This window comes from bacterium (assembly GCA_016708315.1).
GTDB lineage: Bacteria > Zixibacteria > MSB-5A5 > CAIYYT01 > CAIYYT01 > JADJGC01.
The window spans coordinates 22,147-47,508 of the sequence record JADJGC010000016.1 but is presented as its reverse complement, the minus strand read 5'-3'; the positions used below and the strand labels follow the sequence as shown (position 1 = coordinate 47,508).

General features: G+C 52.2%; 29 protein-coding genes and 1 tRNA gene. 4 read left to right on the top strand and 26 right to left on the bottom strand.

The window, feature by feature from the left end:
- Positions 1 to 276: 276 nt before the first annotated feature.
- The 10 genes from IPH59_11750 to IPH59_11705 all read right to left on the bottom strand — a co-directional run bounded on the left by IPH59_11750 (position 277) and on the right by IPH59_11705 (position 6,757).
- A complete protein-coding gene (locus tag IPH59_11750) occupies positions 277 to 1,014 on the bottom strand; it encodes a DUF4297 domain-containing protein (GenBank protein MBK7092373.1) in 738 nt (245 codons plus the stop codon).
- Between the two features lie 454 nt (positions 1,015 to 1,468).
- Positions 1,469 to 1,864: a tyrosine-type recombinase/integrase gene (locus IPH59_11745; GenBank protein ID MBK7092372.1), complete on the bottom strand. Its 396-nt coding sequence runs from the start codon at positions 1,862 to 1,864 to the stop codon at positions 1,469 to 1,471.
- Positions 1,827 to 2,021, bottom strand: a complete 195-nt coding sequence (locus IPH59_11740) for a tyrosine-type recombinase/integrase (protein ID MBK7092371.1) — start codon at positions 2,019 to 2,021, stop codon at positions 1,827 to 1,829. The genes IPH59_11745 and IPH59_11740 overlap by 38 nt, the downstream gene beginning before the upstream one ends.
- A gap of 23 nt (positions 2,022 to 2,044) precedes the next feature.
- Positions 2,045 to 2,464 carry a phage integrase N-terminal SAM-like domain-containing protein gene (locus IPH59_11735; protein ID MBK7092370.1) on the bottom strand — a complete coding sequence of 140 codons (420 nt, stop codon included), beginning with the start codon at positions 2,462 to 2,464 and terminating at the stop codon, positions 2,045 to 2,047.
- Positions 2,465 to 2,512: 48 nt separating this feature from the next.
- Positions 2,513 to 2,584, bottom strand: a tRNA-Thr gene (locus IPH59_11730).
- 413 nt (positions 2,585 to 2,997) lie between these two features.
- Positions 2,998 to 4,086: a hypothetical protein gene (locus IPH59_11725; GenBank protein ID MBK7092369.1), complete on the bottom strand. Its 1,089-nt coding sequence runs from the start codon at positions 4,084 to 4,086 to the stop codon at positions 2,998 to 3,000.
- Positions 4,022 to 5,278: a hypothetical protein gene (locus IPH59_11720; GenBank protein ID MBK7092368.1), complete on the bottom strand. Its 1,257-nt coding sequence runs from the start codon at positions 5,276 to 5,278 to the stop codon at positions 4,022 to 4,024. Before IPH59_11720 ends, IPH59_11725 begins: the two co-directional genes overlap by 65 nt.
- A 35-nt stretch (positions 5,279 to 5,313) precedes the next feature.
- Entirely contained in the window at positions 5,314 to 5,475 is a 162-nt protein-coding gene (locus tag IPH59_11715; protein MBK7092367.1) for a hypothetical protein, read from the bottom strand.
- A 76-nt stretch (positions 5,476 to 5,551) separates the two neighbouring features.
- Entirely contained in the window at positions 5,552 to 6,157 is a 606-nt protein-coding gene (locus IPH59_11710) for a hypothetical protein (protein MBK7092366.1), read from the bottom strand.
- Between the two features lie 99 nt (positions 6,158 to 6,256).
- Positions 6,257 to 6,757: a hypothetical protein gene (locus tag IPH59_11705; GenBank protein ID MBK7092365.1), complete on the bottom strand. Its 501-nt coding sequence runs from the start codon at positions 6,755 to 6,757 to the stop codon at positions 6,257 to 6,259.
- 901 nt (positions 6,758 to 7,658) lie between these two features.
- Between IPH59_11705 and IPH59_11700 the strand changes: the two genes are divergently transcribed.
- The 4 genes from IPH59_11700 (at position 7,659) to IPH59_11685 (ending at position 9,418) form a co-directional block, all read left to right on the top strand.
- Positions 7,659 to 7,916, top strand: coding sequence for a hypothetical protein (locus IPH59_11700; protein ID MBK7092364.1), 258 nt, complete (start codon positions 7,659 to 7,661; stop codon positions 7,914 to 7,916).
- Complete coding sequence (locus tag IPH59_11695; GenBank protein ID MBK7092363.1) at positions 7,891 to 8,400, top strand: dockerin type I repeat-containing protein; 510 nt, start codon at positions 7,891 to 7,893, stop codon at positions 8,398 to 8,400. The genes IPH59_11700 and IPH59_11695 overlap by 26 nt, the downstream gene beginning before the upstream one ends.
- A 317-nt stretch (positions 8,401 to 8,717) precedes the next feature.
- Positions 8,718 to 9,350 (top strand): signal peptidase I, encoded by a 633-nt coding sequence (lepB, locus tag IPH59_11690; protein MBK7092362.1) that lies wholly within the window; start codon positions 8,718 to 8,720, stop codon positions 9,348 to 9,350.
- A complete protein-coding gene (locus tag IPH59_11685) occupies positions 9,284 to 9,418 on the top strand; it encodes a S26 family signal peptidase (GenBank protein ID MBK7092361.1) in 135 nt (44 codons plus the stop codon). The genes lepB and IPH59_11685 overlap by 67 nt, the downstream gene beginning before the upstream one ends.
- Positions 9,419 to 9,554: 136 nt before the next feature.
- Here the strand turns inward: IPH59_11685 and IPH59_11680 are convergent, their stop codons facing one another.
- The 16 genes from IPH59_11680 to IPH59_11605 all read right to left on the bottom strand — a co-directional run bounded on the left by IPH59_11680 (position 9,555) and on the right by IPH59_11605 (position 25,362).
- Complete coding sequence (locus IPH59_11680) at positions 9,555 to 10,082, bottom strand: DUF1572 family protein (protein MBK7092360.1); 528 nt, start codon at positions 10,080 to 10,082, stop codon at positions 9,555 to 9,557.
- A gap of 226 nt (positions 10,083 to 10,308) precedes the next feature.
- Complete coding sequence (locus IPH59_11675) at positions 10,309 to 11,712, bottom strand: cysteine--tRNA ligase (protein ID MBK7092359.1); 1,404 nt, start codon at positions 11,710 to 11,712, stop codon at positions 10,309 to 10,311.
- A gap of 391 nt (positions 11,713 to 12,103) precedes the next feature.
- Positions 12,104 to 13,177 (bottom strand): M42 family metallopeptidase, encoded by a 1,074-nt coding sequence (locus tag IPH59_11670; GenBank protein ID MBK7092358.1) that lies wholly within the window; start codon positions 13,175 to 13,177, stop codon positions 12,104 to 12,106.
- 545 nt (positions 13,178 to 13,722) lie between these two features.
- A complete protein-coding gene (locus IPH59_11665) occupies positions 13,723 to 14,712 on the bottom strand; it encodes a D-alanine--D-alanine ligase (protein MBK7092357.1) in 990 nt (329 codons plus the stop codon).
- A complete protein-coding gene (locus IPH59_11660) occupies positions 14,709 to 15,341 on the bottom strand; it encodes a DedA family protein (GenBank protein MBK7092356.1) in 633 nt (210 codons plus the stop codon). The genes IPH59_11665 and IPH59_11660 overlap by 4 nt, the downstream gene beginning before the upstream one ends.
- Entirely contained in the window at positions 15,341 to 15,814 is a 474-nt protein-coding gene (locus tag IPH59_11655) for a 2-C-methyl-D-erythritol 2,4-cyclodiphosphate synthase (protein ID MBK7092355.1), read from the bottom strand. Before IPH59_11655 ends, IPH59_11660 begins: the two co-directional genes overlap by 1 nt.
- A 280-nt stretch (positions 15,815 to 16,094) precedes the next feature.
- Entirely contained in the window at positions 16,095 to 16,703 is a 609-nt protein-coding gene (locus IPH59_11650; protein ID MBK7092354.1) for a hypothetical protein, read from the bottom strand.
- Positions 16,704 to 16,778: 75 nt separating this feature from the next.
- The gene (locus IPH59_11645; protein MBK7092353.1) at positions 16,779 to 17,396 is read right to left on the bottom strand and encodes a hypothetical protein; all 618 of its coding nucleotides are present in this window, start codon (positions 17,394 to 17,396) and stop codon (positions 16,779 to 16,781) included.
- An 865-nt stretch (positions 17,397 to 18,261) separates the two neighbouring features.
- A complete protein-coding gene (gene ispD / locus IPH59_11640) occupies positions 18,262 to 18,945 on the bottom strand; it encodes a 2-C-methyl-D-erythritol 4-phosphate cytidylyltransferase (protein ID MBK7092352.1) in 684 nt (227 codons plus the stop codon).
- The gene (queA, locus tag IPH59_11635) at positions 18,942 to 19,961 is read right to left on the bottom strand and encodes a tRNA preQ1(34) S-adenosylmethionine ribosyltransferase-isomerase QueA (GenBank protein MBK7092351.1); all 1,020 of its coding nucleotides are present in this window, start codon (positions 19,959 to 19,961) and stop codon (positions 18,942 to 18,944) included. Before queA ends, ispD begins: the two co-directional genes overlap by 4 nt.
- A 50-nt stretch (positions 19,962 to 20,011) precedes the next feature.
- A complete protein-coding gene (gene ruvB / locus IPH59_11630; protein MBK7092350.1) occupies positions 20,012 to 21,031 on the bottom strand; it encodes a Holliday junction branch migration DNA helicase RuvB in 1,020 nt (339 codons plus the stop codon).
- A gap of 7 nt (positions 21,032 to 21,038) precedes the next feature.
- Positions 21,039 to 21,632 (bottom strand): Holliday junction branch migration protein RuvA, encoded by a 594-nt coding sequence (gene ruvA / locus IPH59_11625; GenBank protein ID MBK7092349.1) that lies wholly within the window; start codon positions 21,630 to 21,632, stop codon positions 21,039 to 21,041.
- Complete coding sequence (ruvC, locus tag IPH59_11620) at positions 21,629 to 22,105, bottom strand: crossover junction endodeoxyribonuclease RuvC (protein ID MBK7092348.1); 477 nt, start codon at positions 22,103 to 22,105, stop codon at positions 21,629 to 21,631. The genes ruvA and ruvC overlap by 4 nt, the downstream gene beginning before the upstream one ends.
- On the bottom strand, positions 22,106 to 22,855 hold the full coding sequence (locus IPH59_11615) for a YebC/PmpR family DNA-binding transcriptional regulator (GenBank protein ID MBK7092347.1): 750 nt from the start codon (positions 22,853 to 22,855) through the stop codon (positions 22,106 to 22,108).
- Positions 22,839 to 23,606 (bottom strand): transposase, encoded by a 768-nt coding sequence (locus tag IPH59_11610; GenBank protein ID MBK7092346.1) that lies wholly within the window; start codon positions 23,604 to 23,606, stop codon positions 22,839 to 22,841. The genes IPH59_11615 and IPH59_11610 overlap by 17 nt, the downstream gene beginning before the upstream one ends.
- Before the next feature lie 283 nt (positions 23,607 to 23,889).
- On the bottom strand, positions 23,890 to 25,362 hold the full coding sequence (locus IPH59_11605) for a phenylacetate--CoA ligase family protein (protein MBK7092345.1): 1,473 nt from the start codon (positions 25,360 to 25,362) through the stop codon (positions 23,890 to 23,892).

Sequence of the window (25,362 nt, the reverse complement as noted above, 5' to 3'; positions counted from 1 at the left end):
AGCACTAGACTCATCACATGTGAGTATCGTTGAAGCCCCATGAGTTCCGTGCCGGCTTATCCAAGTAAAGCCCAGATAGTCAGCTTGTTTCGAAGATCTTCAGCAGAGTTTAGGTCACTGCGGAGAAACCACCAGCGTCAAGCTTTTGGTGGAGGAGCGACTTCGTCCCCGATCCTGGAAAGTCAATGTCCTTTGGATCACAAGTCAATGGAGCCGTCCAATTAATGCCTGATTTCAGTACTTTAAGAACCCGCTCCTGACCAAACCGCTTGCCGTCTATCTTTTGTCTAACTGCGTCGCTTTCGGATTAACGCCAATTGAAACATAGGCAGGGAGTGATTCCAGGTGAGCAAGTGAAGACGCCCTCCCGCATTCCTCAGTGAGTGCCAGCCGCACGAGCAATCGTCGGTTGGCTGCACTCGTTAGCACTTGGCCAGACCAGAGTAATCTCTGGATAAGACGAACTTGAATATCCTGCAGCTTAGGTAAGTCATGGTTGAAATCAGTCTTTTTCAATGTGGCAAAAACTGTTTCCTCGCTGCACTCCTCGATTTGGGCGACTTTTTGGATGAATTTCTTTTCTTTTGCAGATACGTTGTGCAAGTCTGTCGCCTGACTAATCTTCGCGAGCACGTAGCATACATCGCTTCCATTTTTGGCACTATATAATGGGTGGTTTGTAAGAAACGCGAATTTGCGGAATCTAGTTGGAAACTTCTCTTCTAACGATGCAAAGCAACAGCCCTTATTACTTCTTCGTCGGTGGTTTCCATAGCTCCTGATCAGGCGGCGTGTCTTTATTTGCAGCCCCGAGAAGGTACCGTCCGCATGTTTCAGCAGAACATCTTCATGCTGCTCGCAGAAGATCTCTACAACGTCGAGTGTCCTGTCTAGAAGTATACAGCAGGCTATTGCGGCGTAACTCCATTGATAGCGAAACCTGCGAGCAGTTTCGTCACCTGGATCATTTGTGGCTGAGATTTGGTCTGGTGATTTGCTCGCTGGGTCTGACATTACCGCCTCACATGTGCCAGTTTGGACTCTGCAAAGTTTTGCTTGATACCGTTGGAAAAACATTCTCACTTAACCTTTTGAGATATTCTCGTCTGCGTTTCGAGCCTTAAAGAATAGTCGGTACGATTGAGAATACCAGAAATAAAGTGATGTGGGAGTTCAACATCAAGTAAATTTCCGGTAATTATCAATTCTTCGTACTGAAGACGCTCGAACAGAATCTTGTCTTCCAAAACGGGTGGCACTTACCACGAACTCAAATCAATCGCCGATGAAGCCGGAAGACGGCCACGAATGATAAATCCTGATATTAGAGGGTCGATAAATTCGCACCAAACTCGTCTTGACTGGTGAAAACTGGGTCTCTAGAATTACTCTGAGTTCACATATGGCATGTAGCAATGAGCCATTGCACTTACATATTTGTTTTCTGTAACCAATCCGGATAATCATACTAATTCTGAGGTGACATTCTAAGATTACAGCCGTGAAGCTGGGCTGAACTTCTCTCATACGCTTCATGCATGTCGTCATTGGATAGATGTACGTATCTTTGAGTTATTGCGAGCGACGAGTGGCCCAGTACCTTCTGAAGAACAGCTGGACTTCCACCCATGCGAATAAACTGCGATGCGCTCGAATGTCGGACGAGATGAGGATGGAGGTATATTCCGGCCCTCTTGCCCGCGTTCTGAAGATTCTTGGGCCCTTCTATAATCAATCTTCTTGCCGTCTCTGGTGGAAAACAAAAGCGGCCTTGGATTGTCTTGCGGTGACGAATTAAGAAAGTATGGATGGTTTTGGCGGTCTTATCAGAGAACGGAACATGTCGTTCTTTCGACCTTTCCAAACACCTTCACTAATTTCGCCTGCAAATCGACGTCACTAATTTTGATCGAGAGCAATTCGTTGATGCGAATCATGCTGTCGTAGCAGAGCAGAAGCATACAGTAGTCTCGGGCACCATTGAAGCTCTTTCTGTCGAATTGCGAAAGGACACTGGCCATTTCTTCAACCGATAGGACCGGCTTTACCTTTGTCTCTGCGCGAACGAGCGAAATATGCCCCATAGGGTTATTGTCAATGAGCGCTTCGCTTTTGAGGTGAAGAAGACCTTGAATACGCGAATACGTCTGTTGACAGTGGCTGCGGACACAGTGTCCAGGATCTTCATCAAGTACGATTGAATGTCTTTCTGGGTCAATTCGTGAAGCTCTTTGCTGATAGATGCCGCATACCTGACCAGGTATTCTAGTCGTTCGGCGTAGCACTTTAGTGTCGATTGCGTGAGATTCTTAGCACGGCACGAAAAAGTGAAACTTTCTGAGAAGCTCCCATTCATATTCAACTGTTCGGCAAGCTGAATAACTTCCTTGAACGTGACTTTGACATCAGCTGGTCTCCTGACTGTTTTTCGGAACTCGTTCCGAGTGTTCCATTCTGAGACCACCTGTGCAACCTATTGAGCGGCGGAAGCCAAGTCCTTCGTGAATTCAAAAGCCGGTGAAGGGACTCGAACCCCGACCAGCTGATTACAAATCAGCTGCTCTACCAACTGAGCTACACCGGCTTAGAATTTGAGCGCGAACGCTTCACTTACGTGTCAAGAAACCTGGGGCGCAACGACTACTCAAGAGAATCCGTTTGTTGCCATCCTGACAGGTTTCGAGCAGGATATCATACAGACTTTCGGGCTTTGGGACAATACGATTTTTGTAAATTTTGGGGACGAAACGCTCGGCATTAAGCTGGATGTTCGACCAACAGGGCGAAGGCAGGCCCAGCTTTTGCCGGACCTGCACTCTTCCCGCTCCTCTTTTGAGCATTCTACTATTTCAGCAACATCATCTTCTTGGTTGCCTCGAAGCCGCGGTGCCGCGATTTCGACTTCGATGACATAACAGCCATGAGAACTGTCAGTTTAGAATCACGCATCGACACTTCAAAGTCGGGGTGACATTAGCCACCCTAAACAAGTAGGTATCATTGGCGAGGTTTGTAGAAAATTTCTTGTGAAACTCGGCAGGTTATGGTTCGAGAGGCTTTCCGGCAATGGTACGCGGTTTGCCATCGCGGTACTGGGTAATGTAGGTCTTGAGTGTCGCACTGTTGTTGTTGAGTGATCTGGGGTATTTGGCCTTCTTGCTTCAACTGCTCAAATGCTCGCGAATAACGGTCGCTGAGACTTACATCGATCAGATTCATTTGGCCATCAAAGTAATAGTCGATACAGCGTGGTCCCATTTCATCGCCCTCGTCGGTCTGAATTTTGTAACGATCCGGGCCATCTCGCCATATCAGAAGACCGCCTTGATAGTCATTTCTGCCATCCTTTTGATTGACTATCGATGGTTTGAAGAGAATGAAGTGCTTTGCATTGCTTGGAATCACAGGATGGAATCTATTGTCACTATCTCGCAATGGCGGGGACACACCAACAGATGAAGCAGGATCGAGCGCGTACATACAGACACAACTAAGTCGATTGTGAAAACTATAGAACAGCGCTTCTTCTTTTCCATCCTTGTCAATGTCTTCGTACAATTTCAGATCGCCAGTCCCGGGATTGATGTGCCAGCCCATCGGGTTTCCTTTTCGATCCCAGAACCGCACGTAACATCGGGCAGGATTGATCGCGTTCACGATGGAAATGATTATCGTGGCACCAATATACTTTTGAATGTGCGGAATAGAGCCTTCGTAATGCTCCGGAACTCCTGGTGGCAGCGTGTCGGTCGGGAATTCGCGCCTTACACTGCAATCGCGGGTAAACAGAGTGTCCCCATTGTCATCAAACACGAGCATCCAACCGTTTAGGGGATGGTCGGAGTTAATGAGCGGCATATAGACGAGTTCGCTCAGAGAATCGTCGTCGAGATTTCCAAACTTCCAGTATGTTGAATCGTCCGTTGCAGGCAATCGCAAGTCGTAACTCCACACATGTTGGCCGCGCCTATTGACGGCTTCGATTACCGTCCCGTGAGTTATCACGTGCTCTGGCTTCCAATCAAACCATGGCCACGCCTTTGGATAGATCACACAGACTAACAAGTAAGCCAGCACCATCAACATCGGAACCTGCACTTTGGCCATGCGCGAAACTTGACCGCTTGTTTGGCGACGAACTCGCCGATGCAGACTCTTTCCGGCGGACGACATTGTGGTCGTTTATTGCTGCGCTGAGCGAGCTTATCGGGAGCAGTAATAGCTGACGCGCTAGAAACTGGGAGGTTAGCGCATCGAGGTGTTGTCTTGCTGAAGCGACATTCTCTACTGGAAGGACGAGATACTTGACGTGCGAGAAAAAGGCGCGTTCTACCTTGGCGTGGATCGTTGCATCATTGACCGAGATGACGTTGCCGTCTTGGTCGATGCCTCCGGTACAGGCAATGTCGCCGGGCAATAAGTGGTCATGGCGCAAGGCTTCGGTATGCAACAACTGGGCATAAGCCAAGAGCGCCGCCGCGACACCAAGCGAATCGCCGGTATAGATCGCGCGTTTGTCTGCCACAGCAAATCGTGCGTGATAGTAGGACGTTCCGAGTCGAGAGTAGCCTTTCGATTTCAGATACCGACGAGTCGCTGCCAGTCCCTGGTATGCGACACCAACGATTGGGTCATCGGCGGCACGAAGCTGGTTATCGAACGTGATTTCATCGTTTTGGGCGCTTCGTCCGCGCTCTTCAACTGAACCGCTCAAGACCCGTAGTTTTCCGCGCGATTTTTCGCTCGTGCCATTATTCTGAACGAACAGGCAATAGACTCGGTCGGTAGAGACGTACTCGCGTTCAGCCTGCCATTGGTCGAGCATTTCCTGAAGTAGTTTCTTCGTTGCCGGAAATCTCTCCTCAAAAGCCGCGACGAACACATGATACGACTCGAATTCACTCAATCCGCCAACTGACGATTCGCTCTTCTCAATAGCGACATTTTCTTGCGTTATTCTCGCGCATGCGGCGAGGCCAGCGTCAAGTTTGCCGACATAGAAGTTCTGCCTGGCGATGTGCATTCTTATGGATTGAAGCGATGTCTGTTTAGCGCCGACTTCGACACAGAGTGCCTCAAGCTTGGCCAATTCACCCAGCGACAAATCGCTGATGGTGTCATCGCTTAGTGCACCCTCGAGAAGTGCGCGAAACTCGGCAACATAGCTGGAGTATGCGGGATTGTTGTTTAGTGGCGCGAGCCTTGGCCAAAAGTCAAGAAGTTGCAAAAGTGCGCTGTCGCCTGCGTCGTTTGCTAAGACGAGTGCGTAAACGTTCAAATGATTCCGCGAATTCTACCGGTGAGAACGCCATCTTATTGGTAAATCCGTATTCCGATTTCGGTGTTAGCGTCGACAAGTGAGAATTTCAATGTATCATTCGGTGTCACGTGTTTTACCTCAGTCCCGCTCTTGGACGTGATTGCTACTCGGGCGCGCTGATATTGCGAATTCCCGTCGAGAGCAAGGACGCGCACGATGATCTCCTTCCCTTCCGACTTCTCCTGCAGCTTGATGCTGACCTTGTCGCCGCCGGGCGATTCGAGAATGGTGTCAGTTTCGCTCTTGACGCGCTCCGGGATTGTACGATAACGAGTCGAGCTGGAAGCCTCCCTCTGGGAGTCTGATTTGCCATCTAATCGACGCAAGGTCCTCGACCTGTCGCAATCCGAACTCGACCTTGCCCTGCTTATCGGTCACATAGGTCAATTGTGCATTCGCTGATTCTATTAGAACATGCGACATCTGCGATTCGTCCTGAGCAATCACCTGCAAGTAGTCAACAGCACGTTCCGTGTCGCGCATGACTCGAACGACGATGTCCTGCTCTTGCGAGTACCAGGTTGCGAGATTTTGCAGGACGGGTTCGTTTGCGCGTTCGCCGTCTGCTGCCAAAATACGCTGGCCGGGCAAGGTGTTGCGATGGAATGGCGAGAGGTAAATAATATTGGGTAACGATTTGCCCGCAAATATACTTGAGGCAATCTCCGAGATGTCTTCCCGGTCGATAACCCCGGCGGAATCGATTTCGGAGAGCAACAGCTTGTAACGTTCGCAATAGGTTTTGCAGAACTTGCACTCGCGAATATGAGCAATAGTCGAGTGGGCGGTTTCCAGCCCTTCGACGAACCGGTTTAGTTCTTCGCGTAATGGGTGCATAATGAGTCCTTTGACCCTCCTCTTATCGAGAGTAGTGTTTCTATCGCCGATTTATCAAAACTTTCCTGATTCGATCACCAAATTCTTCGTCGGCATGGCTCAGGATTGTTTCAAAACGTACTTGTAGCGTTTTAGATAGTGCTTATGCTCGGATTCGGCATCGATTCTCGAAAATACGCGGGCAACAAGTCGACCTGATTTCCATTGGACTTGTCGGCCAGATAAAGCGCGACGGCGCTTCCAAAGCAGAGACCCGTCTCGTGGGAGATCCTCCCCTGCTTGACGAAGCGACTGATGACCTCGGCGCAAATGAATTCGACAACCTCCTCGCGCAGTCTCAACAGCTCCCACGACAGCAAGAGTTGCTCCGGGACCCGGCAAGGACGACGGCGGCATCGCGTCGATTTCGAGATGAGTACCCGAAATCTTAACGGCTGCCGCGAGAAGCTGATGGCGCGGAATCCCCGGGAGATATTCTTCTCGCAAAGCAAGTAGCGCGAATATTTTGGCACACCACTCTTCGATTGAGCGTGATGTGACATAAGCCTCTTCCGCAATGTACTCCAGTTTGTCCTGCGGGATTACTGGTTTGTCGACCATTTTGGCATCGCGGTTCGCTGCCACAAATCAAATTGGAAAAGCCGTTGAGAGAAAATGATGCGTACTTATCGCTCGATAGTATTTTGTTGAGTTGCGTCTTCAAACCCGCGGCTTCAGGATATTCCTGTTTATTAATGCGATAGAGTTCTTGCCTGACGTAACCGAGAAGAAGTCCCCGGAATTTCGACATCACGAATGTCGGATTTGCCTGTGCAAAGTCCGAGATGCCTTCCTTTGCGAGATAATTGAAAATCACGCCAAACTTCACACCCTTCTCGATCCGCAGGAAAGTACCGAGTATGTCAATCGCCAAATCGGATTTGTTAGCGAAGGAATTATGCGATCCCACGGGAAGTCGATATCCACGCCGCTGGAGATATCCCAAGCTTCCGACCGCGAACTTCGGCACATGTGAAAAAACGGCATGAAGGCTTTCAGATCATCGGGCTGCCGAAGAAACAGGATTAAGACCTGTTCATCCTCTGTTCCCTTTGTCGCACTTGTCTCTTCCCATTGTTGCCCGTCCGCTAACCTGCCGTGTGAGAACGTCTGCAAACATGATCGTCTATGATGTAGTCGGTGTTAGAGGATTAGTATAAGTGTATTCTGAGAGATTGGCAATTGCTTTGATTGGGGTTGTTGACGGCAGGTTTGGGCAGAGGTCCGTGCAAATTGGCAATGTGTGATAACATTGTTGATGGTTTTATCCTCCGCGTTGCCAAACCGAGCTAATCGTGCAGAACCGGTGCGAGAATGAGAATAAACAGGAGTGCGATTTACGTTGCGTGGATAAATCAACCGGAGATTTGGAACACGGCATTTGATATCCACTTTGACCTTGACAACGCTATGGGTCGCGGTTATCGTTTAGGTATCTACACATATTACATGCGGGGTGCAAATGAAGAATTTCTACTTAGTCGTCACAATCGCTCTAGTGGTCGCTGCTCTGATTTGCGGTCCTGCTCAGGCGCAAGTAAACAATCCTTCGGATGATTCCATATTGGTTAAGAACGTCAAAATCTGGTATCCCGGCGGTTCAAGGGCCGGCAAGATCAAAGCCGAGTTGTGGTGGCATCAGCCGGAATGGCCTAACTCAGGTCCGTCGGCGGACTGCAGATGTGGGATTTGCGATGGCGGCCGGCGCCATTGTCTGTGATTCGGTACAAGGAATTCCGATCTTCACTCCCAATCCCGTGGCGTATTCGTTCACCATTGACAACAGCATCGGCCGAGTTTTGATGGAAGCATTTGCCGGCAGTGATATTGGAACTTGTTTTCTGCCGGGACAACATCGCCATATCGCCGACATGTATTTCACGATTCAGGCACCGGGGCGTTTCGAAACGTTTGGTGAGCCGTGGTTCAACTGCATTATACCTGCTGCGTGCCAGTGGTATGGCAGTCAGATTCCGACTGCAAACATCATCGCCGACCCCGGTGATTTCAACGGCGACGGCATGACCAACATTTCAGACTGCGTGTATGGAATCAGATACATTTTCGAGTCGTTTGCTGATCCCCTGCCGTGCGGTGACGCCAATGGTGACTGCGTCACAAACATCAGCGACGTGGTTTATCTGCTGAACTACTTATTCTCCGGCGGACCACAGCCCAGTCCCGGGTGCGAGTTTTGGCGGTGAAGATGGTGCCTGCAGTGGGAGTGTCAGGAGCGCAGGGCTCCTGACCTACAAAGCTACGGAACTGTACTACCAACTAAGGAAAAGGTATGGACTATAAATGCTCTGTGGAAAGACTACCACACTAGACGCTCACGAAGAATTGACGACAGAATTCAAATGTCCGCAGTGCGGCAAACCAGCAAACCAAATCAGCGCGGAAATCCCAATCCTCATCCGAAACCTTGGATAGCGGCACTGCTCACTGTGCTTTCGCCGGGGTTAGGTCATTTCTATTCAGGTAACATCAAAATCCAGGTTACGCTGATCGGGATCAGCCCGTGCTCGCATTTGCGAGCTTGCTCCTGAGTTTCTATTGGGATGCTCCCCCTTTCAATATGGTTGTACCGTTGTTGGCCGGTCTCGCTTACTTCATCTTCTCAATCTTTTCCGCAGTAAAGGTGGCGAAGACCTATCACACTTTGGACGAGAAGCCGAAGCGTATCACGAGTTTCCTCTTCTATCCAGTCATAGCAGTTGGTGGTGCGTTAATGGGTCTCCTGATCGCATCAATCTTTGACAATTTCGAAACTTACAATGTCCCGTCAGTGAGCATGGCAGATACAATAGTGATTGGTGATAAAGTCATCTGCGACGAGTCGGCGTATGATGACAGTGATCCCCAGCGCGGCGATCTGATGGTCTTTTTCTCGCCCAGCGATAAAACGACAAAATACATCAAGCGATGTGTTGCGGTTGGTGGCGATTTCATTCAAATAGACAAGAAGAATTTGTTTGTCAACGGCCGTCAGGTTGCGCTGCCGCCGACAGGATTGCACAGAGACCCGGATGTTGATCCGCGGCGCGACGACTTTGGTCCTTACCAGTTCCCGCAGGAAGCTACTTCCTGCTCGGCGATAACCGCGACGATTCGTACGACTCGCGCTACTTTGGGCCAGTTGACAGGAGATTAATCATAGGCAAAGCGGTGCGAGTGTGGTTTAATTTCAAGTTAGGCCGAATCGGGGTGCCGCTGAAGTAGGGCTCGAGCTGCGGCTAGAGTAGCTGGCGGGTCTCCGGGAGAGTAAGTTCCTGAGATTTGAGAATCGCTCGGCAAGGAGACCCACCCTACGGAGTTGAATTGAATAATCCGAATCACAGGGGTTCAAACCTACGAGTTATTCCGGTTTCTTCTCTTTGGTAGGATTCAAATTGTAGGCCTTCGACTCACCGCGAGGAATACTGATCCACTGCCACTGCTCGCCACTTGCGATGCGGGCAAGCATTACAATCTGTCCGACATGATATGCCACATGCGCGACCGAACGCGTGAGCGCTTCACTCACCGTAAGCGGGACGCCTCTGATAGTCACAGTCCGGATTAGGTCGGCATCGGTGAGTTTCGTGAGTTCAGCTTGCAGTACATTCCAGCCCTTGTTCCACCATTCGTAGACCTCCTGCTGACTGTAGTGGCGTTCTTCGAATTCGGCATCGCGATCGCGCCACGGTTTTTCGCCGTCGGTGGTCGTGAAATCAGTGAATCGCGAAAGCAGGTTGCCGCCGAGATGGCGCACGATCATCGCAATCGAGTTGTTCCCGGCTGTCGCGCCGGGCACGCGGTTCATGTCTGCTTCAGATATTTGAGCGAGCGCCTTTTCGCCGATGAGGCGGTAGCGGGTGAATTCGGTGGTGAGGGAGGTTAGCATCTTTAGGTCCTAATGGTGTTGTTGCCTGCGAGGAACAATGTCAGGAGCACAGGGCTCCTGACCTACTATAAATTGGGCGTCGCCCCCCCCCCCCCCCCCCCCCCCCCCCCCCCCCCCCCCCCCCCGCTTTTTTCCCCCCCCCCCCCCCCCCCCCCCCCTCCTCCCCAGACGGACCTACAAACCTGGATTCCGCCTTCGCGGGAATGACGTTCCGAGAAATGCGCCCCTACAGCTTCTTCTTCCAGACAGTCCCCTGCGGGGTGTCTTCGAGGATGATGCCCATCGCCAGAAGCTGGTCGCGGATAGTGTCGGATTTCTTGAAGTCGCGGGCTTTGCGCGCGGCAATTCTCTCGGCAATCAGCTTCTCGACTTCGGCATCGAGTGAAACTTCTTCCTTCTGCAAAATCGCCAGCACCGAATCGAAACCGTCCATTGCGGCTTTGACCTTGGCGGCGTCATCTGCGGAGATGCCGCCCTCGGCGATCAGGCGGTTGATGTCGCGGACGAAATCGAAGATTGCCGCCAGCGACTGCGAGATGTTGAGATCGTCATCGAGACCGTCGGTGAAGCCGGTTGTAACGCGGTCGATGTACTCATCGACCTTGCCGGAGGGAACGTCCTTGATGCCGGTGGTGAGATTGTCGTAGAAATCGCGGAGGCGCTGAATCGCGGCTTTGGCGCCCTCGAGGCCGTCCATCGTAAAGTTGAGCGATGCGCGGTAGTGCGTGGACAAGAGCAAGTAGCGGATCGCGACGGCGGGATACCCCTTGTCGAGCAGGTCGCGGACGGTGAAGAAATTGCCGAGCGATTTCGACATTTTCTTGCTCTCGACGATGAGATGCGCGCTGTGGAGCCAGTAGTTGACGAATTTCTTGCCGGTGGTAGCCTCGGACTGCGCGATTTCGTTTTCGTGGTGCGGGAACATGTTGTCGACGCCGCCGGTGTGGATGTCGAACGACTCGCCGAGATATTTCATCGACATCGCCGAGCACTCCAGATGCCAGCCGGGACGGCCCTTGCCAACTTCGGTTTCCCAGAAGACGTCGCCGTCTTTTTCGTCCCAGCCCTTCCACAATGCGAAATCGGAGACCTGCTCTTTTTCGTATTCATCGGAGGCGACGCGCTGTGAGGCGCCCGCCTTGAGCTGGTCCAGGTCCATGTGCGACAGTTTGCCGTATTCGCTGAATTTGGCGATGGAGAAATAGATGTCGCTGCCGGCGCGATAGGCGACGCCTTTATCGAGCAGTGATTTGACGATTGCGACCATTTCGGGGATGTGCGTCGTTGCCGCCGGATAATACTCGGCGCGTTCGATGCGCAATGCATCGATATCGTCGAAAAACGCCTTGATGTATTCCGCAGTGTACTCGTCGAGGCTGACGCCCTTGGCGATTGAGCCTTTGATGGTTTTGTCGTCGATGTCGGTAAGGTTCATCACCTGGGTGACTTTGTAGCCGCGATATTTGAGATAGCGCCGCAGCAAGTCCTCGAACATGTAGGTGCGGAAATTGCCGATGTGGGCAAAGTTGTAGACGGTCGGCCCGCAAGTATAGAGGCGGACCTCGCCGGGATGGATCGGCGTGAATTCTTCGAGTTGGCGCGACATCGTGTTAAAGAATTTCAGCGGCATTTGGTCTCCAAAAAAGTATTGCCCTCACGGTTCGATCGCGGCAGGCGTGGACGACTGCCGCGCACACAATATGTTGTCATTCCCGCGAAAGCGGGAATCCAGGTTAGGCGCTTACATCACGTCGGTGATGCTGGACACCTGCGGCACCCGCGTTTGCGGAAACGCAGAACAAGAATCTACAACCCCCTCTATCCCCCTTTGCTAAGGGGGATTAACGAGGCCCTCACGGTTCGATCGCGGCAGGCGTGGACGACTGCCGCGCACATAAAAGGTAGGTCAGACATTTTTGTCTGACGAGATTCTCTCAACTGCAAGCGCCCTCACCCCCAACCCCTCTCTCCCGCAAGGCGGGACCTTCGGCCGACGGCAGAAGGGAGGAAGCAAAGTCGAATTAGGCCTGCGTGAACGACTTGACGGTTTTTTCGTCGAGTTTCTTCATCAGTTCGACGACGAGCTTGACCGAGGCCTCGTAATCGCTGCGCGCCATGATGGCGTTGTGGCCATGAATGTAACGCACTGCGGGGCCGATCACGATTGACGGCACGCCCACGCGCGACATGTGGATGCGAGTGCCATCGGTGGTGCCGCCGCGCATCGACGACAGGTGATATTTGATCTTCAGCCTGTCGGCCGTCGCCTGTACAAAATGACGAAGTTTGACATTGGGAATCATGCCGCCGTCAAAAACCAGGATCGACGGTCCGCTGCCGACTTTTTCGTTGGCATCGCCGGAAAATCCGGGCGTGTCGCGGGCAATTCCGGTGTCGAGCACAATCGCCAAATCCGGATCGATCATCCACGCGGAAGTTCCGGCACCGCGGCAGCCGACTTCCTCTTGCACCGAGCCGACGCTATAGAGCGTGTTGGGGTGCTTGACTTTTTCGAGACGCCACATGACTTCGATGGCGGCGGCACAGCCGAAGCGGTTATCGATCGCCTTCGCCATGTACATATCTTTTTCGGCCATGATCGTGAATTTTGAGTCGGGGACAATGACGTCGCCGACGGAGATGCCGAGCTTCTTCCGGACGTCGTACTTCCCTTTCACGCCGACGTCGATGTACATATCGGTGATTTCGATGACTTTCTTACGGGCTTCCGGCTCGAGAAGATGCGGAGGTGTTGAGCCGACGACGCCGAGAATCGGACCCTTCTTGCCGAGCACCATCACGCGTTGTGCCAGTGCGACATGTCCCCACCATCCGCCGAGCGGAAGGAACTTGAGGAAGCCGTTGGCGGAGATCTCGGTTACCATGAAGCCGATCTCGTCGAGATGGCCGACGACCATGATTTTCGGCGAGGCTGATGTGCCTTTGCGTTCGGCGATGATCGAGCCCATCTTGTCGAACGATACCTTGCCCAGTTTGCCGATGTGTTTCTTGAATATTTCGGCGACAGCGCTTTCGTGTCCCGGAGGACCGTAGGCGTTGGTGAGTTCTTCGAGTAATAATTCGGTTCTGTCCACAGTTTACCTCCGTGGTTAAAATCACTATCCTCTTTTGCGCTCCCTGAACATCAGGGATAGAGCAAACGATAATAATATTGAGTACGGTTTTCAAGGGGATTCGTTGCCTGAAGATTGAGGAGCAAGTGAGGAAGAATACAACCCCCTAACCCCCTTTGCTAAGGGGGAATAACTAAACGTGCTCTGGAGAAGAGATGCTAGGTCAATTGATGTAACGAGTCGTTCAATTCTCCCCTATCAAGGGGAGTGGTTTTGCGGTCGAGGAACGAGAGCGCAAAACCGAGGGGTGTCTTGGTAATCCGCAGTCAGAAGATTGATTCATTGCGGGAACAGACACACCCCGTCCCGCGTCCTCCTTTGTCGGACACGGGACACCCCTCTCGAGAGGGGAATCAACAAAATAAGCGGATCGTGATTTACTCAGAAACAGGTCGATGATTATTGAGCAAATTACACACGCCCTCACCCTACCCTCTCTCCCGCAAGGCGGGACCTGGTCGGCCAGAGGGAGAGGGAAAAATCTACGTCGGGCGAGTTCAAACAAACTACGATTTCTTCAACGACAACTCGATGATCTTGGAGAGCAGTTGCTCGAACGACATGCCGGCGGCTTTGGCGGCTTTGGGGACTAGCGAGGTTGCGGTCATGCCGGGAAGCGTGTTAACCTCGAGGCAGAACAATTCGTTATCGGGATTGAGACGGAAGTCGACGCGCGCGTAACCTTCACAGCCGAGCACTTGAAATGCGGTTAAGGCAAACTCCTTGGCGTCTTTCTCGACAGTAGGATCGATCTCGGCGGGACAGAAATAGTCGGAAGCACCGGAGGTGTATTTTGAGTGATAGTCGTAGAAGCCGGATTTGGGCACGATTTCGACGACGGGCAGAGCCTCTTCGCCGAGGATTGCCACAGTCAATTCGCGACCGGGAATGAATTCTTCGACGAGAATATTCAGGTCGTACTTTCCGGCGAGGCGGATGCCATCAAGCAATTGATCGTAGCTGTGTACGATGCTCAAGCCGACCGTGGAGCCTTCACAATTCGGTTTGACCACCATCGGGTATTCGAGATCATCAGCGCCTTCACTGCCGAGATACTTGAAGATCGACGCTTCGTCGCCGAAACAGACCGTGCGCGGCGAAGGCACACCGACGGCGCTCAGAATCAGTTTGGTGCGTTGCTTGTCCATCGCCAATGCGGAGGCGAGCACGCCGGAGCCGGTGTATGGGACTTTGGCGAGATCGAACATCGCCTGCAGTGTTCCATTTTCGCCGAGGCCACCGTGAAGCGCGATGAACACGCAGTCGCAGTCGCGCATCGAGGCGGGAATCGATAGGTCGTATTTCTGGCGCGGTGCTATCTCGCCGCTGGGCGAAGATTCGCTTGCGGGCGCTCCCAACAGGTCGCGGCCATCTTTCGTGTCAATCATCGCGACATCGTGGCCTATGGTCTTGAGTGCGGCGGCGATGGCTTTGCCGGTATTGAGCGAAACCTCGCGCTCTTTTGATTCGCCCCCGGCCAAAACTAATATCTTCAAGTCGTTTCTCCTCGTTTACGGCGCACAATAATCTTGTAAATGATAAACCCGACCACAAGCAAAACTACGGCGATGATGATCTGATTGTATGTCGCAAGTATTCGGTCAATGACCGCCCAGTCCTGTCGGAGTCGCTTGGCGAGATAGAGTACCAGAAAATTCCAGGTGATGGTCGAGATGGTGCTGTAGATCAACATCCGCCACGCCGGGACACGGCCGATACCGGCAAGCAATGCGATCAAAGCGCGCACACCGGTCAGCCAGCGCGAAGCGAGAAGCACTTTGTCGTGATATTTTTCAAACCATTGTTCGACATGATCGAGCCGCTTGACGCCGAGCCAGCGCGCGCGGTGGCTTGACAACACGACGCGGCCCTGTGTGCGGCCAACGTAGTACAAGCCCATCACCGAGATCAGCGTGCCGACAATCGACAGGATGTAGATGGTCGTCCACGAGGCGTTACCGCCGGCGGCATAAACGCCGCAGATGAAAATGCAGGTGTCGCCGGGAAATGGCGGAAAGAAATTTTCGATGATCATCGAGACGAGCACGAACATATAGATCCAGATGGCGCTGTGGCCAGCGACCATGTTGAGGATTTCGTCGGCTTTGGAGAAAAAGACTTCCACTATTTCTCCACTAACACCACAGCCATCGCCGCGATGCCCTCTTCGCGACCGGTGAATCCAAGCTTCTCGGAAGTCGTTGCCTTGAGCGAAATCGCATCAAGCGCCACACCGGCGGCCGCGGCGATATTGGCGCGAATTTTCTCGGAGTATGGCGCGATCTTGGGGCGTTCGCAGACGATGGTCATGTCGGCGTTGACGAGATTCCAGCCGTCGTTGTTCAGCATCTCCATGACACGCAGCAGCAGTTTCATTGATGAAATGTCCTTGTATTGCGGTTCGCCGGGCGGGAAATGAATTCCGATATCTCCCTTGGCGACGGCGCCGAGAAGTGCATCGCACAGCGCGTGCAACAAAACATCGGCATCCGAGTGGCCGAGTAAGCCGAGTGGATGTTCGATTCGTTCACCGCCGAGGAAGAGCGCGCGCCCTTCGGCGAAGCGATGGACATCATAACCGCAACCGATTCTAATCATGGGGTGCAATTAAAGGAATTGCAATGCGGTTGGGAATGGAAATTGTGGGCTTCCCTCACCCGGTCCTCTCCTGACGGGGCGAGGGAAGAAGCCTTCCATTGTGGGTCGACTTCAGTCGAACGGATCCTTGTGCCGGTAGTTGTAGGGCAGGGCCCATTGCCGAAATTTCGTGATGGGCGAATCATCTTGCTGTGAGACCTGCCTGCTGACGACATATTTGAAATCGGGGCCCAGATGCTCCCAATTCCAAATGCCTCCGATAAAGAGACCTGCCCTACGGCTATGGGCTCTTGCCATATTTCTTGAGTCGAAAGGAGAAGATCTTCTTCCACGTAAGTGGTTCTGGCCCTTTCAGGCGAATCTCGTTAACTTCGCCCAATCGTTCTTCAGCTGATGAGTCAAATACGCCTTTGTCCAGCTTGCCGCACAGATACGTCCAGATCTTATCTTCTTCCGCAAAATACTCGGTATCAATGCACTTTGGATCGACTTCGTCTTTCAGCCAAAGTGATATTCTACCTTGGTGAATGTTTTTCTGTTCGTACTGAACTCTCTCGATCTCATCATATCTCCATTCTTTCGCAAGGCAAAACAGATTCTGGCCAACGAGAACACCACCGATAAACGAATTGTCACAAAAAATGACTCGATACGCTGCCAGATAGATGAGAAATATCAACAAACCAAATGCAAGGACCGGAAATGGCATAGCTTTCCAGAAGCCGTTTACGAGCCCCTCTTTATCCGTGTAAGTGAAGAAAACAGAGTAGGCTGCGAGTACTAAGAGAATGCTCGACAATCTTTGGCGAGTGCCTGTACTCAGGAATCGATCCTTGATTGGCTCAGAGTGTTCTCTGTCTCGGATGTTGATCAGTAAACGTAATCTCAAGATTTGACTCCCCTGTTCGAATAGAGTAAGTCAGGAGCCCTGTGCTCCTGACTTTCTTAACTGAAAAAACCAAGATCAAGAATAGCTGAATCCAAACCCTATACAGTCGCTTATGATTTCATATTCAATACGAACTCGTGATCCGGCCTTAAACGTGACTGTCCATTTGGTTAGTCGACAAAGACTCCAAGTGGAAGCAACGACTCTTATGCCGCCATCTTTATCTTTGATGAAATGAATTGGTTGAATAACCGTGTCGATGTCGGCAAACTCTTCCCAGCCATGGATGACGTCACTGAAAGAAGCGGAATCGGTAAAGAAGGAATTCTCGCCAACATGTTCGAGCCGATAACTCGTGAGAAGTGTAATAAGACTATCATTAGAACTCGCGATTTCCCAAAAGGTGGAATCGTATACCGCGTTGGAAAAGGCATAGATGTCGTACGCGCTGTCAACGAATACGATTGGCTTTTCGGGGCAACACACCGTGATCAGATCAATTGCAGCCTGCTTGCAGTTTGATGTGTCGACGTTTGCGACCTTTGCATCACGCATTACTGTTTCTGTCGCTTCAGCCAGCATATCAAGATAATCACTTTGAAATCTTGCGAGCTTTGAAGTCAGCGGGATCAAGACACCGGTACCTGCGCTGTCTACCACAAAGAAAGTAGTGGGCGGAAAGCCACCCAGCATTGATAAAGAGGATCTAATCCAAACCAGCCAATATTCAGAACCCAGAAATTCTGAATTCCCGCGACCAACTTCTGATACCAGTGCAAATTCGGCCAAAACAGTTGGCGGCTATCACAGAATCAAACGAGTCAATTCAGTAGCCAAGTCGGCTGAAATGTGTCCATTCGAATTGCGAATCCAGAACCGTGGCTCTGACATCTTCCCACTCCGCAATATCGAGGCTAGTCGGCCAAAAGATCCGAGAGCTGTGACTCTGTGGCAATGATAGAAAGTATCTTCTGTAGCTCGATCAAGGGTGCCCGTCGCGATCAGGTCTTTCTCGATTGGTTTCACCGAACACTGCTATGGTCTTCGATTGTCAATATCAGTGGTCAGAGTGCCTGCTTGTGGCGAGAATAATCAAGGTCAAGCGCGATGACATTTTCGCAGTCACACTGGCCTGTCACGCCGCTTTGCTCCAATAGAGCGCCTCTCCCCCCCGCGGCCCCCCCCCCCCTTTTTTCTCCCTGGGACATCTAAAGGTCATGCAATCAAGCAAAGATGTCGTTTGGGCGCCAACGGCCCGGACCGAACTGGCAGAACCGCTTCTGGGACCATATTATCCGCGATCAAGACGACTACAATCGGCACATCGATTATGTGCATTATAATCCGGTTAAGCATGGATTAGTGAGATCACCGTTTGATTGGAAATGGACATCGCTGCACGATTATTATCGAGAGGGTTTGTATCGACGCGATTGGGGAAGCAAAGAGATCGATTGGGGTAAAGAAGATTTCGGGGAATAGGGGGAATGGATTTCGCCTTCGGCAAAATGTCAGGAGCACAGGGCTCCTGACCTACTAAACAAAACTTGGGTCTCCCCTACTCCATCGTCAGCAGCTTGCGGGCAAGGTCGAGGTCTTCGGGGGTGGTGACTTTGATGTTGGCGGTGGAGCCTTCGACGATGCGGACACTGATGCCGAATGCTTCGCACACCGCGGAATCATCGGTGAAGTCGCGTTTCGATTCGAGCGCCTGAATATAGGCCGAAATGATGGCTTCGTACTTGAACACCTGCGGCGTCTGCGCGACCCAGATTTTGTCGCGGTCGAGCGTGGCGATGACGAAACCGTCCTCGATGCGCTTGAGCGTCTCGGTCTGACGCACGGCAAGAATGGCGGCATCGAACGCTTCAGCTTGCTTGCCGACGGCTTCGATTTCGGCAATACTCACCAGCGGACGCACGCCGTCGTGGATGTAAACCAGATTCGCCGTTTCGGGAATCGAGCGCAGACCGCATAAAATCGAGTCAAAACGCGTTTTGCCGCCCGCGACAATGCGTTCGACTTTTTTGTATTTGAAACGGTCGACGACAGCTTCGTGCGTGTAGTTCAAATCTTCGCCGGAAACGACGAGATGGATCGCGTCGATGGACGGACATTGTTCGAATTTGTCGATGGTCCAGGCCAGAAGCGGTTTGGAGCCGACGGGACGGAATTGTTTGGCGACCGCGCCGGGCAAACGTGTGCCTTTGCCGGCCGCCGTGATGATGGCATAATTTTTCATGAAATCAACATTGCATCGCCGTAGGAGTAGAATCGGTAGCGGTTCGCAACGGCGAAGTTATAAGCGGTGAGAATCTGCTCCGGCGTGGCAAAGGCTGCGACCATCGCCAGAAGCGACGATTCCGGAAGGTGAAAATTGGTGACCATCGCCCCAACGACTTTGAATTGAAAACCCGGATAGATGAAGATGTCGGTCTCGTCATGCGACGCTTTGATTTCGCCATTGCTCTGGAAACAGCCCTCGAGTGTGCGCGTGACAGTGGACCCGACCGCGACAATGCGGCGACCCTTCTTCATTGCCGTATTGATCTGCTTGGCGGATTCTTCAGAGATCCAGTATTCCTCCGGATCCATAGTGTGCTTCTCGTAAGTCTTGGTTTCGATCATTTTGAATGTTCCGCGTCCGACATCGAGGCGAATCCGGCAAATCTCGGTTCCGGTTTTCTCGATATCAGCAAGCAACTCCTCGGTGAAATGTAATCCGGCTGTCGGCGCGGCAATGGAGAACCCTTCATTGGCGTAGACAGTTTGATACATCTTTCTATCGACCGAAGTGTCATCGCGCTTAATGTATGGCGGCAGCGGCATGCGTCCGAATTTTTCCATGATTTCGCTCGCGGGAGCGCCGACAAAACGCACACGCCGCGATCCATCGGCAAGAATGCTGATGATTTCGCAGTATTCGCGCGCCGAAAAGTAGAACTTGTCGCCGTTGTGGGCTTTCTTGCCGGGACGCACGAGGCAGAGCCATTCGTCATCCTTGAGTTTGTCGACGAGAAAAATCTCGACCTTGCGGCCGGCTTGCCCGCCAACGCCGTAGAGGCGTGCGCGCTGGACCTTGGTGTCGTTCAACACCAGCAAATCATCCGGACGCAGTAGATTTACGATATCCGCAAAGACATGCTCTTTCATCTCGCCGCTTGAACTGTCCAGATGAAGTAACTTACAGCGGTCGCGTCGTTCCAGCGGATGTTGCGCGATCAAATCATCCGGCAGTTGAAAAGTAATTTTCTCCATAACCCGTCTTTGAAAAGAATTGTACCAAATCTAACAGTGCTCGAAAGTTCTTACAGCAAACGCCCCTGTTTAAATGCGCTCCGATCATATTTCATGTGTGTAAACGCCGCGTTAGTGGCCGTGCGACCGCGCGGTGTTCGTTCCAATAGTCCCTCTTGTATCAGGAATGGCTCATAGATTTCTTCGAGCGTTTCCGCCTCTTCGCCGACAGCCACCGCCAGCGTGCTCAAGCCGACCGGTCCGCCGTGGAATTTTTCGATGAGGACGCTCAAGATGCGTTTGTCCATATCATCCAGCCCCAGTTCATCGACGTCCAAACGCTCCAAACTGTCGTGCGCCAATTGTTCGGTGATGCGGCCATCGCCGTGAACTTCGGCGAAGTCGCGCAAACGGCGCAGGAGCCGGTTGGCAATTCGCGGTGTTCCGCGCGAGCGCTTGGCGATCTGACTGGTGCCGCCGGGATCGATCTCGACCTTGAGAATGCGCGCCGAGCGGGTAATCACCTTGCCGATGTCATCAGAACTATAGTAATCCAAACGACCGACAACACCAAAACGCGCCCGCATCGGCGAGGTCAATAGTCCGGCTCTTGTCGTGGCGCCGATCAGCGTAAACGGTTTGAGCGGCAGTTTCACCGAACGCGCCGCTGGCCCCTTGTCGATCATGATATCGAGCGTGAAATCCTCCATCGCCGGATAGAGATATTCTTCGACAACGCGATTGATGCGATGAATTTCATCTATGAATAAAACGTCGCGTTCGTTCAGATTGGTAAGTATTCCTGCAAGATCGGCGGCTTTTTCGAGAATCGGACCCGAGGTCGATTTGATTCCGACACCGAGTTCGTTGGCGATGATAAACGCCAGCGTGGTCTTGCCGAGTCCGGGGGGACCATAGAATAATGCGTGGTCAAGCGCTTCGCCGCGTTGTTTGGCGGCTTGAATGAACACCTTGAGATTGTCAACGACCTTCGCTTGTCCGATGAACTCATCGAACTTCGACGGCCGCAGGGTGACATCAAGTTCGGTCTCGCCCTGGATAACTTCCGGTGTGGTAATGCGCTCTTTCATTCGTCCTTTATGTCGCCGAAACCTTGAGGGCTTCGCGGATAATCACTTCCGAGTTGTGATTCGAGCCGATTTCTTTGACTGCGCCTTCGACGGCCTTGCGAGCCTCGTAACGACTGTAGCCGAGTGCTTCCAACGCGAGGACAGCTTCTTCGACCTGATTGAGCCGGTGCGTCGCGCCGATTCCGGTGGTGGCAACAATCTTGGCGACCTTGTCCTTCAATTCAAGCACCAATCTGCCGGCGGTCTTGGGACCGATGCCGGAGATTGTCGAGAGCAATGATTTGTCCTCTTCAAGGATCGACCGGAACAGGTCCTCTATCTTTATACCCGACAAAATCGTCAATCCGAGTTTAACACCGACGCCGGAGACGCCGATCAAGACTTCGAAGACTTCGCGTTCAGCTTGCGTCGAAAAACCAATCAGGTCAATCGCATTTTCGCGCACCTGCATCGAAGTCGCGAGAGTTACTTCGCTGCCAAGATCGGGCAAAGCCTGATAGGTTGACAACGGAATCAATACGCGATAGCCGACGCCGCCGACAATGATCTCCGCTTTGTCGGGAAGCTTAACCGATAGACGTCCTGTAAGTGATGATATCAAAATTTCTTCTCTCGGCGTTGATAGTGGCAGTATGCTACGGCTAGTGCGTCGGACACGTCATTTGGTCCGGCGATTTCCTTGACATCAAGCAGAGCTTTGATCATGTAATTCACCTGGTCTTTGGACGCTGATCCCCTGCCTGTTGTTGATAATTTGACCTCGCGCGGCGAGTACTCGAAAACCGGAATGTTCTTCAGGGTGCAGGCCAAGAGCACGGCTCCGCGTGCTTGTCCGAGACTCATGGCGACTTTGACGTTTTTGCCGTAGAAACCTTCCTCGATAGCGACCTCGTCGGGGCATTCGGCATCCACTAATTCGTTGATGTTGGCAAAGATCAATTTGAGTCGTGCGGAAATCTCGCCGCTTTCGGTAGTGAAGCAGCCCGCGTTTAACAGTTTGACACCCTTGTTGTGAACCTCGACGACACCGAAGCCGGTAACAGCCAGCCCGGGGTCGATCCCGAGAATTTTCATTTAGTTGCTCAAACGCTCGAGAGTCGCGTCGTCGATGTCGAAGTTGGCGTAGACTTTCTGAACGTCGTCGTTGTCTTCGAGCGCGTCCATCAGCTTGATCATCGATTCGGCGTGCTTGCCCTCGAGTTTGACCGTTGTCGAAGGCACCAATGTGACCTCGGCGCTGGCCATCGGAATACCCTTAGCTTCAATCGCCGAGCGAACAGCCTCGAATGTGTCGGGCGGCATGGTGATTTCGAACATGTCGCCTTCGTGCGTCATGTCGGAAGCACCGGCTTCAAGAGCAAGTTCCAGCAGCTCGTCCTCGCCGATTTTGGCTTTTTCGACTTCGATGACGCCGCTCTTGCTGAAGATCCAGCCCACCGAGCCGGATTCGCCGAGATTGCCGCCGTGTTTGGAGAAGAAGTGGCGAATTTCCGCCACCACGCGATTTTTGTTATCGGTCAGGACCGCGACTAGGACGGCGACGCCGCCGGGACCGTAACCTTCGTAAGTGATTTCTTCGTAATTGACGCCTTCCAAGTCGCCGGTGCCCTTCTGGATAGCGCGTTTGATGTTGTCGGCGGGCATGGAATTCTGCTTGGCGGTAAGGATTGCCGTGCGCAGGCGTGGATTGGCATCGGGGTCGCCGCCGCCAAAGCGGGCAGCAACAGTGATTTCCTTGATCAATTTGGTAAAGACGCGACCGCGCTCCTGATCGGCCTTACCTTTCTTTCTTTTTATAGTCGACCATTTAGAATGCCCTGACATCAAATCCTCCGGAAAGTGACAAAATTAACCGGCGAATTAATAACAAACGGCAGGGTTGGAAGCAATAGAAATTAGGTGAAAACGCGGCAGGCGTGGACGGCTGCCGCGCACGAAACAGGCGGATCGGCGGTAGAAGACGCGGCAGGCGTGGACGGCTGCCGCGCACCAAGAGGCGGTTGGCGTCCAAGATTGTGCCCGCCAGTCGTCTTCGCCTGGCGGGCTTGCTTGTCAGTTGATAAACGAAGTCTCGATCAATTGGAACTATACCCGGTATATCCGAGAGCCAAGCGCCTGCGCTTGAAAAAGGATAAGAAGCAGCATCTTGGACTATGCCATCCTTGACCGGATTGTTATGTATATACTCGATTTTGATTTTGAATTGCTTTTCCGAGTAAATGGTCAACTCGTCGAATCGCGGTTGCCATAGCGCGTACTTGCCCGATATGGATAGCCGGCGAATCAAATCTTCTGAAGCAGTTTCCTTCACCAATTTCGACGACAAAGACTTGAATGATCGCATTAGCTGCGATAGGCGCTCGTTTTGTCTGGTGCCTAGAAGAGCATGAAGATGCGAAGGCATTAGAACGTAAGCGACTATCGAAGTCTCATAAATCTTGCATGCCTCTACTAACTGCACCAAGGCTCTTCGAGCCAGTGCTGCATCAGCAAAGACAGGGATCCACTCGGTAACGGTTGTCGTAACAAAATGAAGCCCGCTACCTGGTATATGCAGTCTCGTCCGAACGGGCATGATCTAATACTGACTCTTAGCTCGCCGATGTCAAGCAACGCGGCAGGCGTGGACGACTGCCGCGCACGAAATTCCGGTCGAGGACGGGATAGCGGCATTGAAGCTCGAATCGTCGCGACCGCCGCAATTCTGTAGGTGACCTGCCAATCTTTGTGGTGATGACGAAGACCAATGGCAGGTCTCACAGCAAGGCGATTCGCTTATCACGAGATTTCGGCAATGAGACCTGCCCTACAACTACCGGCCAAATGCAATAAAAGAAAGTCAGACACGAATGTCTGACCTACCATTGTCGATCACATTGACGCAATCGGTGGGATAGACATTCTTGTCTGTCCGCTCCCCGGCTGACTGCCGCGCAAAATAGCGATTGCGAGCTACTTGCACTTATTGTGCTTGCGCAATTCATCGAGAGCCAGTTGCGAGACGACGAGTTTGTGCTTGTAGGCAGGAGTCTGGGGGATCTTGTCGACGATGCGGACTTCGACGGTGAAGCGGTCCTTGAAGTAGTCACGATACGCCTTCTCGACAATCGGTACGTCGCGGGATTCTTCGAAGTCGTCTGATGGTTCGATGCGAACGAGCAAGTGTTCGAGCGAAAGTTGTTCCAATTGCACGCGGCGATAATTGTGGAAGTTGGCGTTCTTGAGTTGAACTGTAACATTCGGACAGAACAGGCCATCTCTGGAAAGAGCAGATCCCGACCGCGACCGCCGACAACTTCCATCGTGTCGAATCCGACCAGTGCAACTTCGGGGTAGCCGCGATAGATACCGACATCTTCGGTGTGATAGCGGATCAACGGGAAGGCGTAGTTTTCGAATCCGGTGGAGATGATATTGCCGGGTTTGCCTTCAACTGGCTGGCCGTTGTCATCCTCGAATTCGAGATGCACAAAATCAGAATTGATGTAGAGGTTGCCGTCGAACAACTCCCCTGCCGAGGCTGTGTTTTCGCGGTTGCCGTAGTAATCGCGCAGGTTATCGCCAAAGAACCGGGTGATCAGCTCGCGATATTCGGGATAGACTTTCTCACCCAACACGCAACACACCGCAACCGGGATATCCTCAAGATTGTGCAGTCGCCAGTAGTGAATCAACGTTGCCAGATTTGAGGGCTGAGAGAAGATCATCTTCGGACGGAATTCCTTAATCTGGCGATAGATCACCGGAGCGTGATCGTAAGTGATCGAACGCGGATCGAATTGAAGCGAGTTTTCATTCATGTCGATGTGCGGTTGCATGAAGTCTTCGCCCTCGCGATTGGAAAGCGTCAGATGCACACGCGGATCGCGAAAACGATATCCCAGATTGTGCCAGTAGCGCCAGACAACCGCATTGCGGATGGTCTCGGCCTCTTGCGAGCGATACATCACCATACCGTCGCGCGTCGTTGCACTGGTGACGGTTTGCACGGCGTTGAACTTGTCGAATTCGTCCGACTTCAGAGCGTCGTGATTGGCGACGACATCATCTTTATGCAATGTGGGAATGCGGCGAAAGTCATCGAGCGTGCGGATTCTTTTCGGGTCGATTCCGTGTTTGTCGAATAGCTTGTGATAGTACGGTACATGACGATAGGCGTAGTCGACCAAAGCGATGAGTCGTTGCAGGCGATACGATTCGATCTCATTACGCGATGCGCTTTGGCGATCATAATAGCCTTTGAACTTGCGCGAGAAGCTCGGCCCGTATTTGAGCGGAAGCGGAATCGCCGTATGGTAGATTTTCCGGAGTGAGTGGTTCAGGCGAGCCAT

Coding starts and splice junctions, on each gene's coding strand:
- IPH59_11750 (MBK7092373.1), bottom strand. CDS start 1,014: ATGTCAGACCCAGCGAGCAAATCACCAGACCAAATCTCAGCCACAAAT.
- IPH59_11740 (MBK7092371.1), bottom strand. CDS start 2,021: ATGGCCAGTGTCCTTTCGCAATTCGACAGAAAGAGCTTCAATGGTGCC.
- IPH59_11725 (MBK7092369.1), bottom strand. CDS start 4,086: ATGTTGATGGTGCTGGCTTACTTGTTAGTCTGTGTGATCTATCCAAAG.
- IPH59_11710 (MBK7092366.1), bottom strand. CDS start 6,157: ATGCACCCATTACGCGAAGAACTAAACCGGTTCGTCGAAGGGCTGGAA.
- IPH59_11705 (MBK7092365.1), bottom strand. CDS start 6,757: ATGGTCGACAAACCAGTAATCCCGCAGGACAAACTGGAGTACATTGCG.
- IPH59_11700 (MBK7092364.1), top strand. CDS start 7,659: ATGAAGAATTTCTACTTAGTCGTCACAATCGCTCTAGTGGTCGCTGCT.
- IPH59_11695 (MBK7092363.1), top strand. CDS start 7,891: ATGGCGGCCGGCGCCATTGTCTGTGATTCGGTACAAGGAATTCCGATC.
- IPH59_11680 (MBK7092360.1), bottom strand. CDS start 10,082: ATGCTAACCTCCCTCACCACCGAATTCACCCGCTACCGCCTCATCGGC.
- IPH59_11675 (MBK7092359.1), bottom strand. CDS start 11,712: ATGCCGCTGAAATTCTTTAACACGATGTCGCGCCAACTCGAAGAATTC.
- IPH59_11655 (MBK7092355.1), bottom strand. CDS start 15,814: ATGATTAGAATCGGTTGCGGTTATGATGTCCATCGCTTCGCCGAAGGG.
- IPH59_11645 (MBK7092353.1), bottom strand. CDS start 17,396: ATGCTGGGTGGCTTTCCGCCCACTACTTTCTTTGTGGTAGACAGCGCA.
- ispD (MBK7092352.1), bottom strand. CDS start 18,945: ATGAAAAATTATGCCATCATCACGGCGGCCGGCAAAGGCACACGTTTG.
- queA (MBK7092351.1), bottom strand. CDS start 19,961: ATGGAGAAAATTACTTTTCAACTGCCGGATGATTTGATCGCGCAACAT.
- ruvB (MBK7092350.1), bottom strand. CDS start 21,031: ATGAAAGAGCGCATTACCACACCGGAAGTTATCCAGGGCGAGACCGAA.
- ruvC (MBK7092348.1), bottom strand. CDS start 22,105: ATGAAAATTCTCGGGATCGACCCCGGGCTGGCTGTTACCGGCTTCGGT.
- IPH59_11615 (MBK7092347.1), bottom strand. CDS start 22,855: ATGTCAGGGCATTCTAAATGGTCGACTATAAAAAGAAAGAAAGGTAAG.
- IPH59_11610 (MBK7092346.1), bottom strand. CDS start 23,606: ATGCCCGTTCGGACGAGACTGCATATACCAGGTAGCGGGCTTCATTTT.
- IPH59_11605 (MBK7092345.1), bottom strand. CDS start 25,362: ATGGCTCGCCTGAACCACTCACTCCGGAAAATCTACCATACGGCGATT.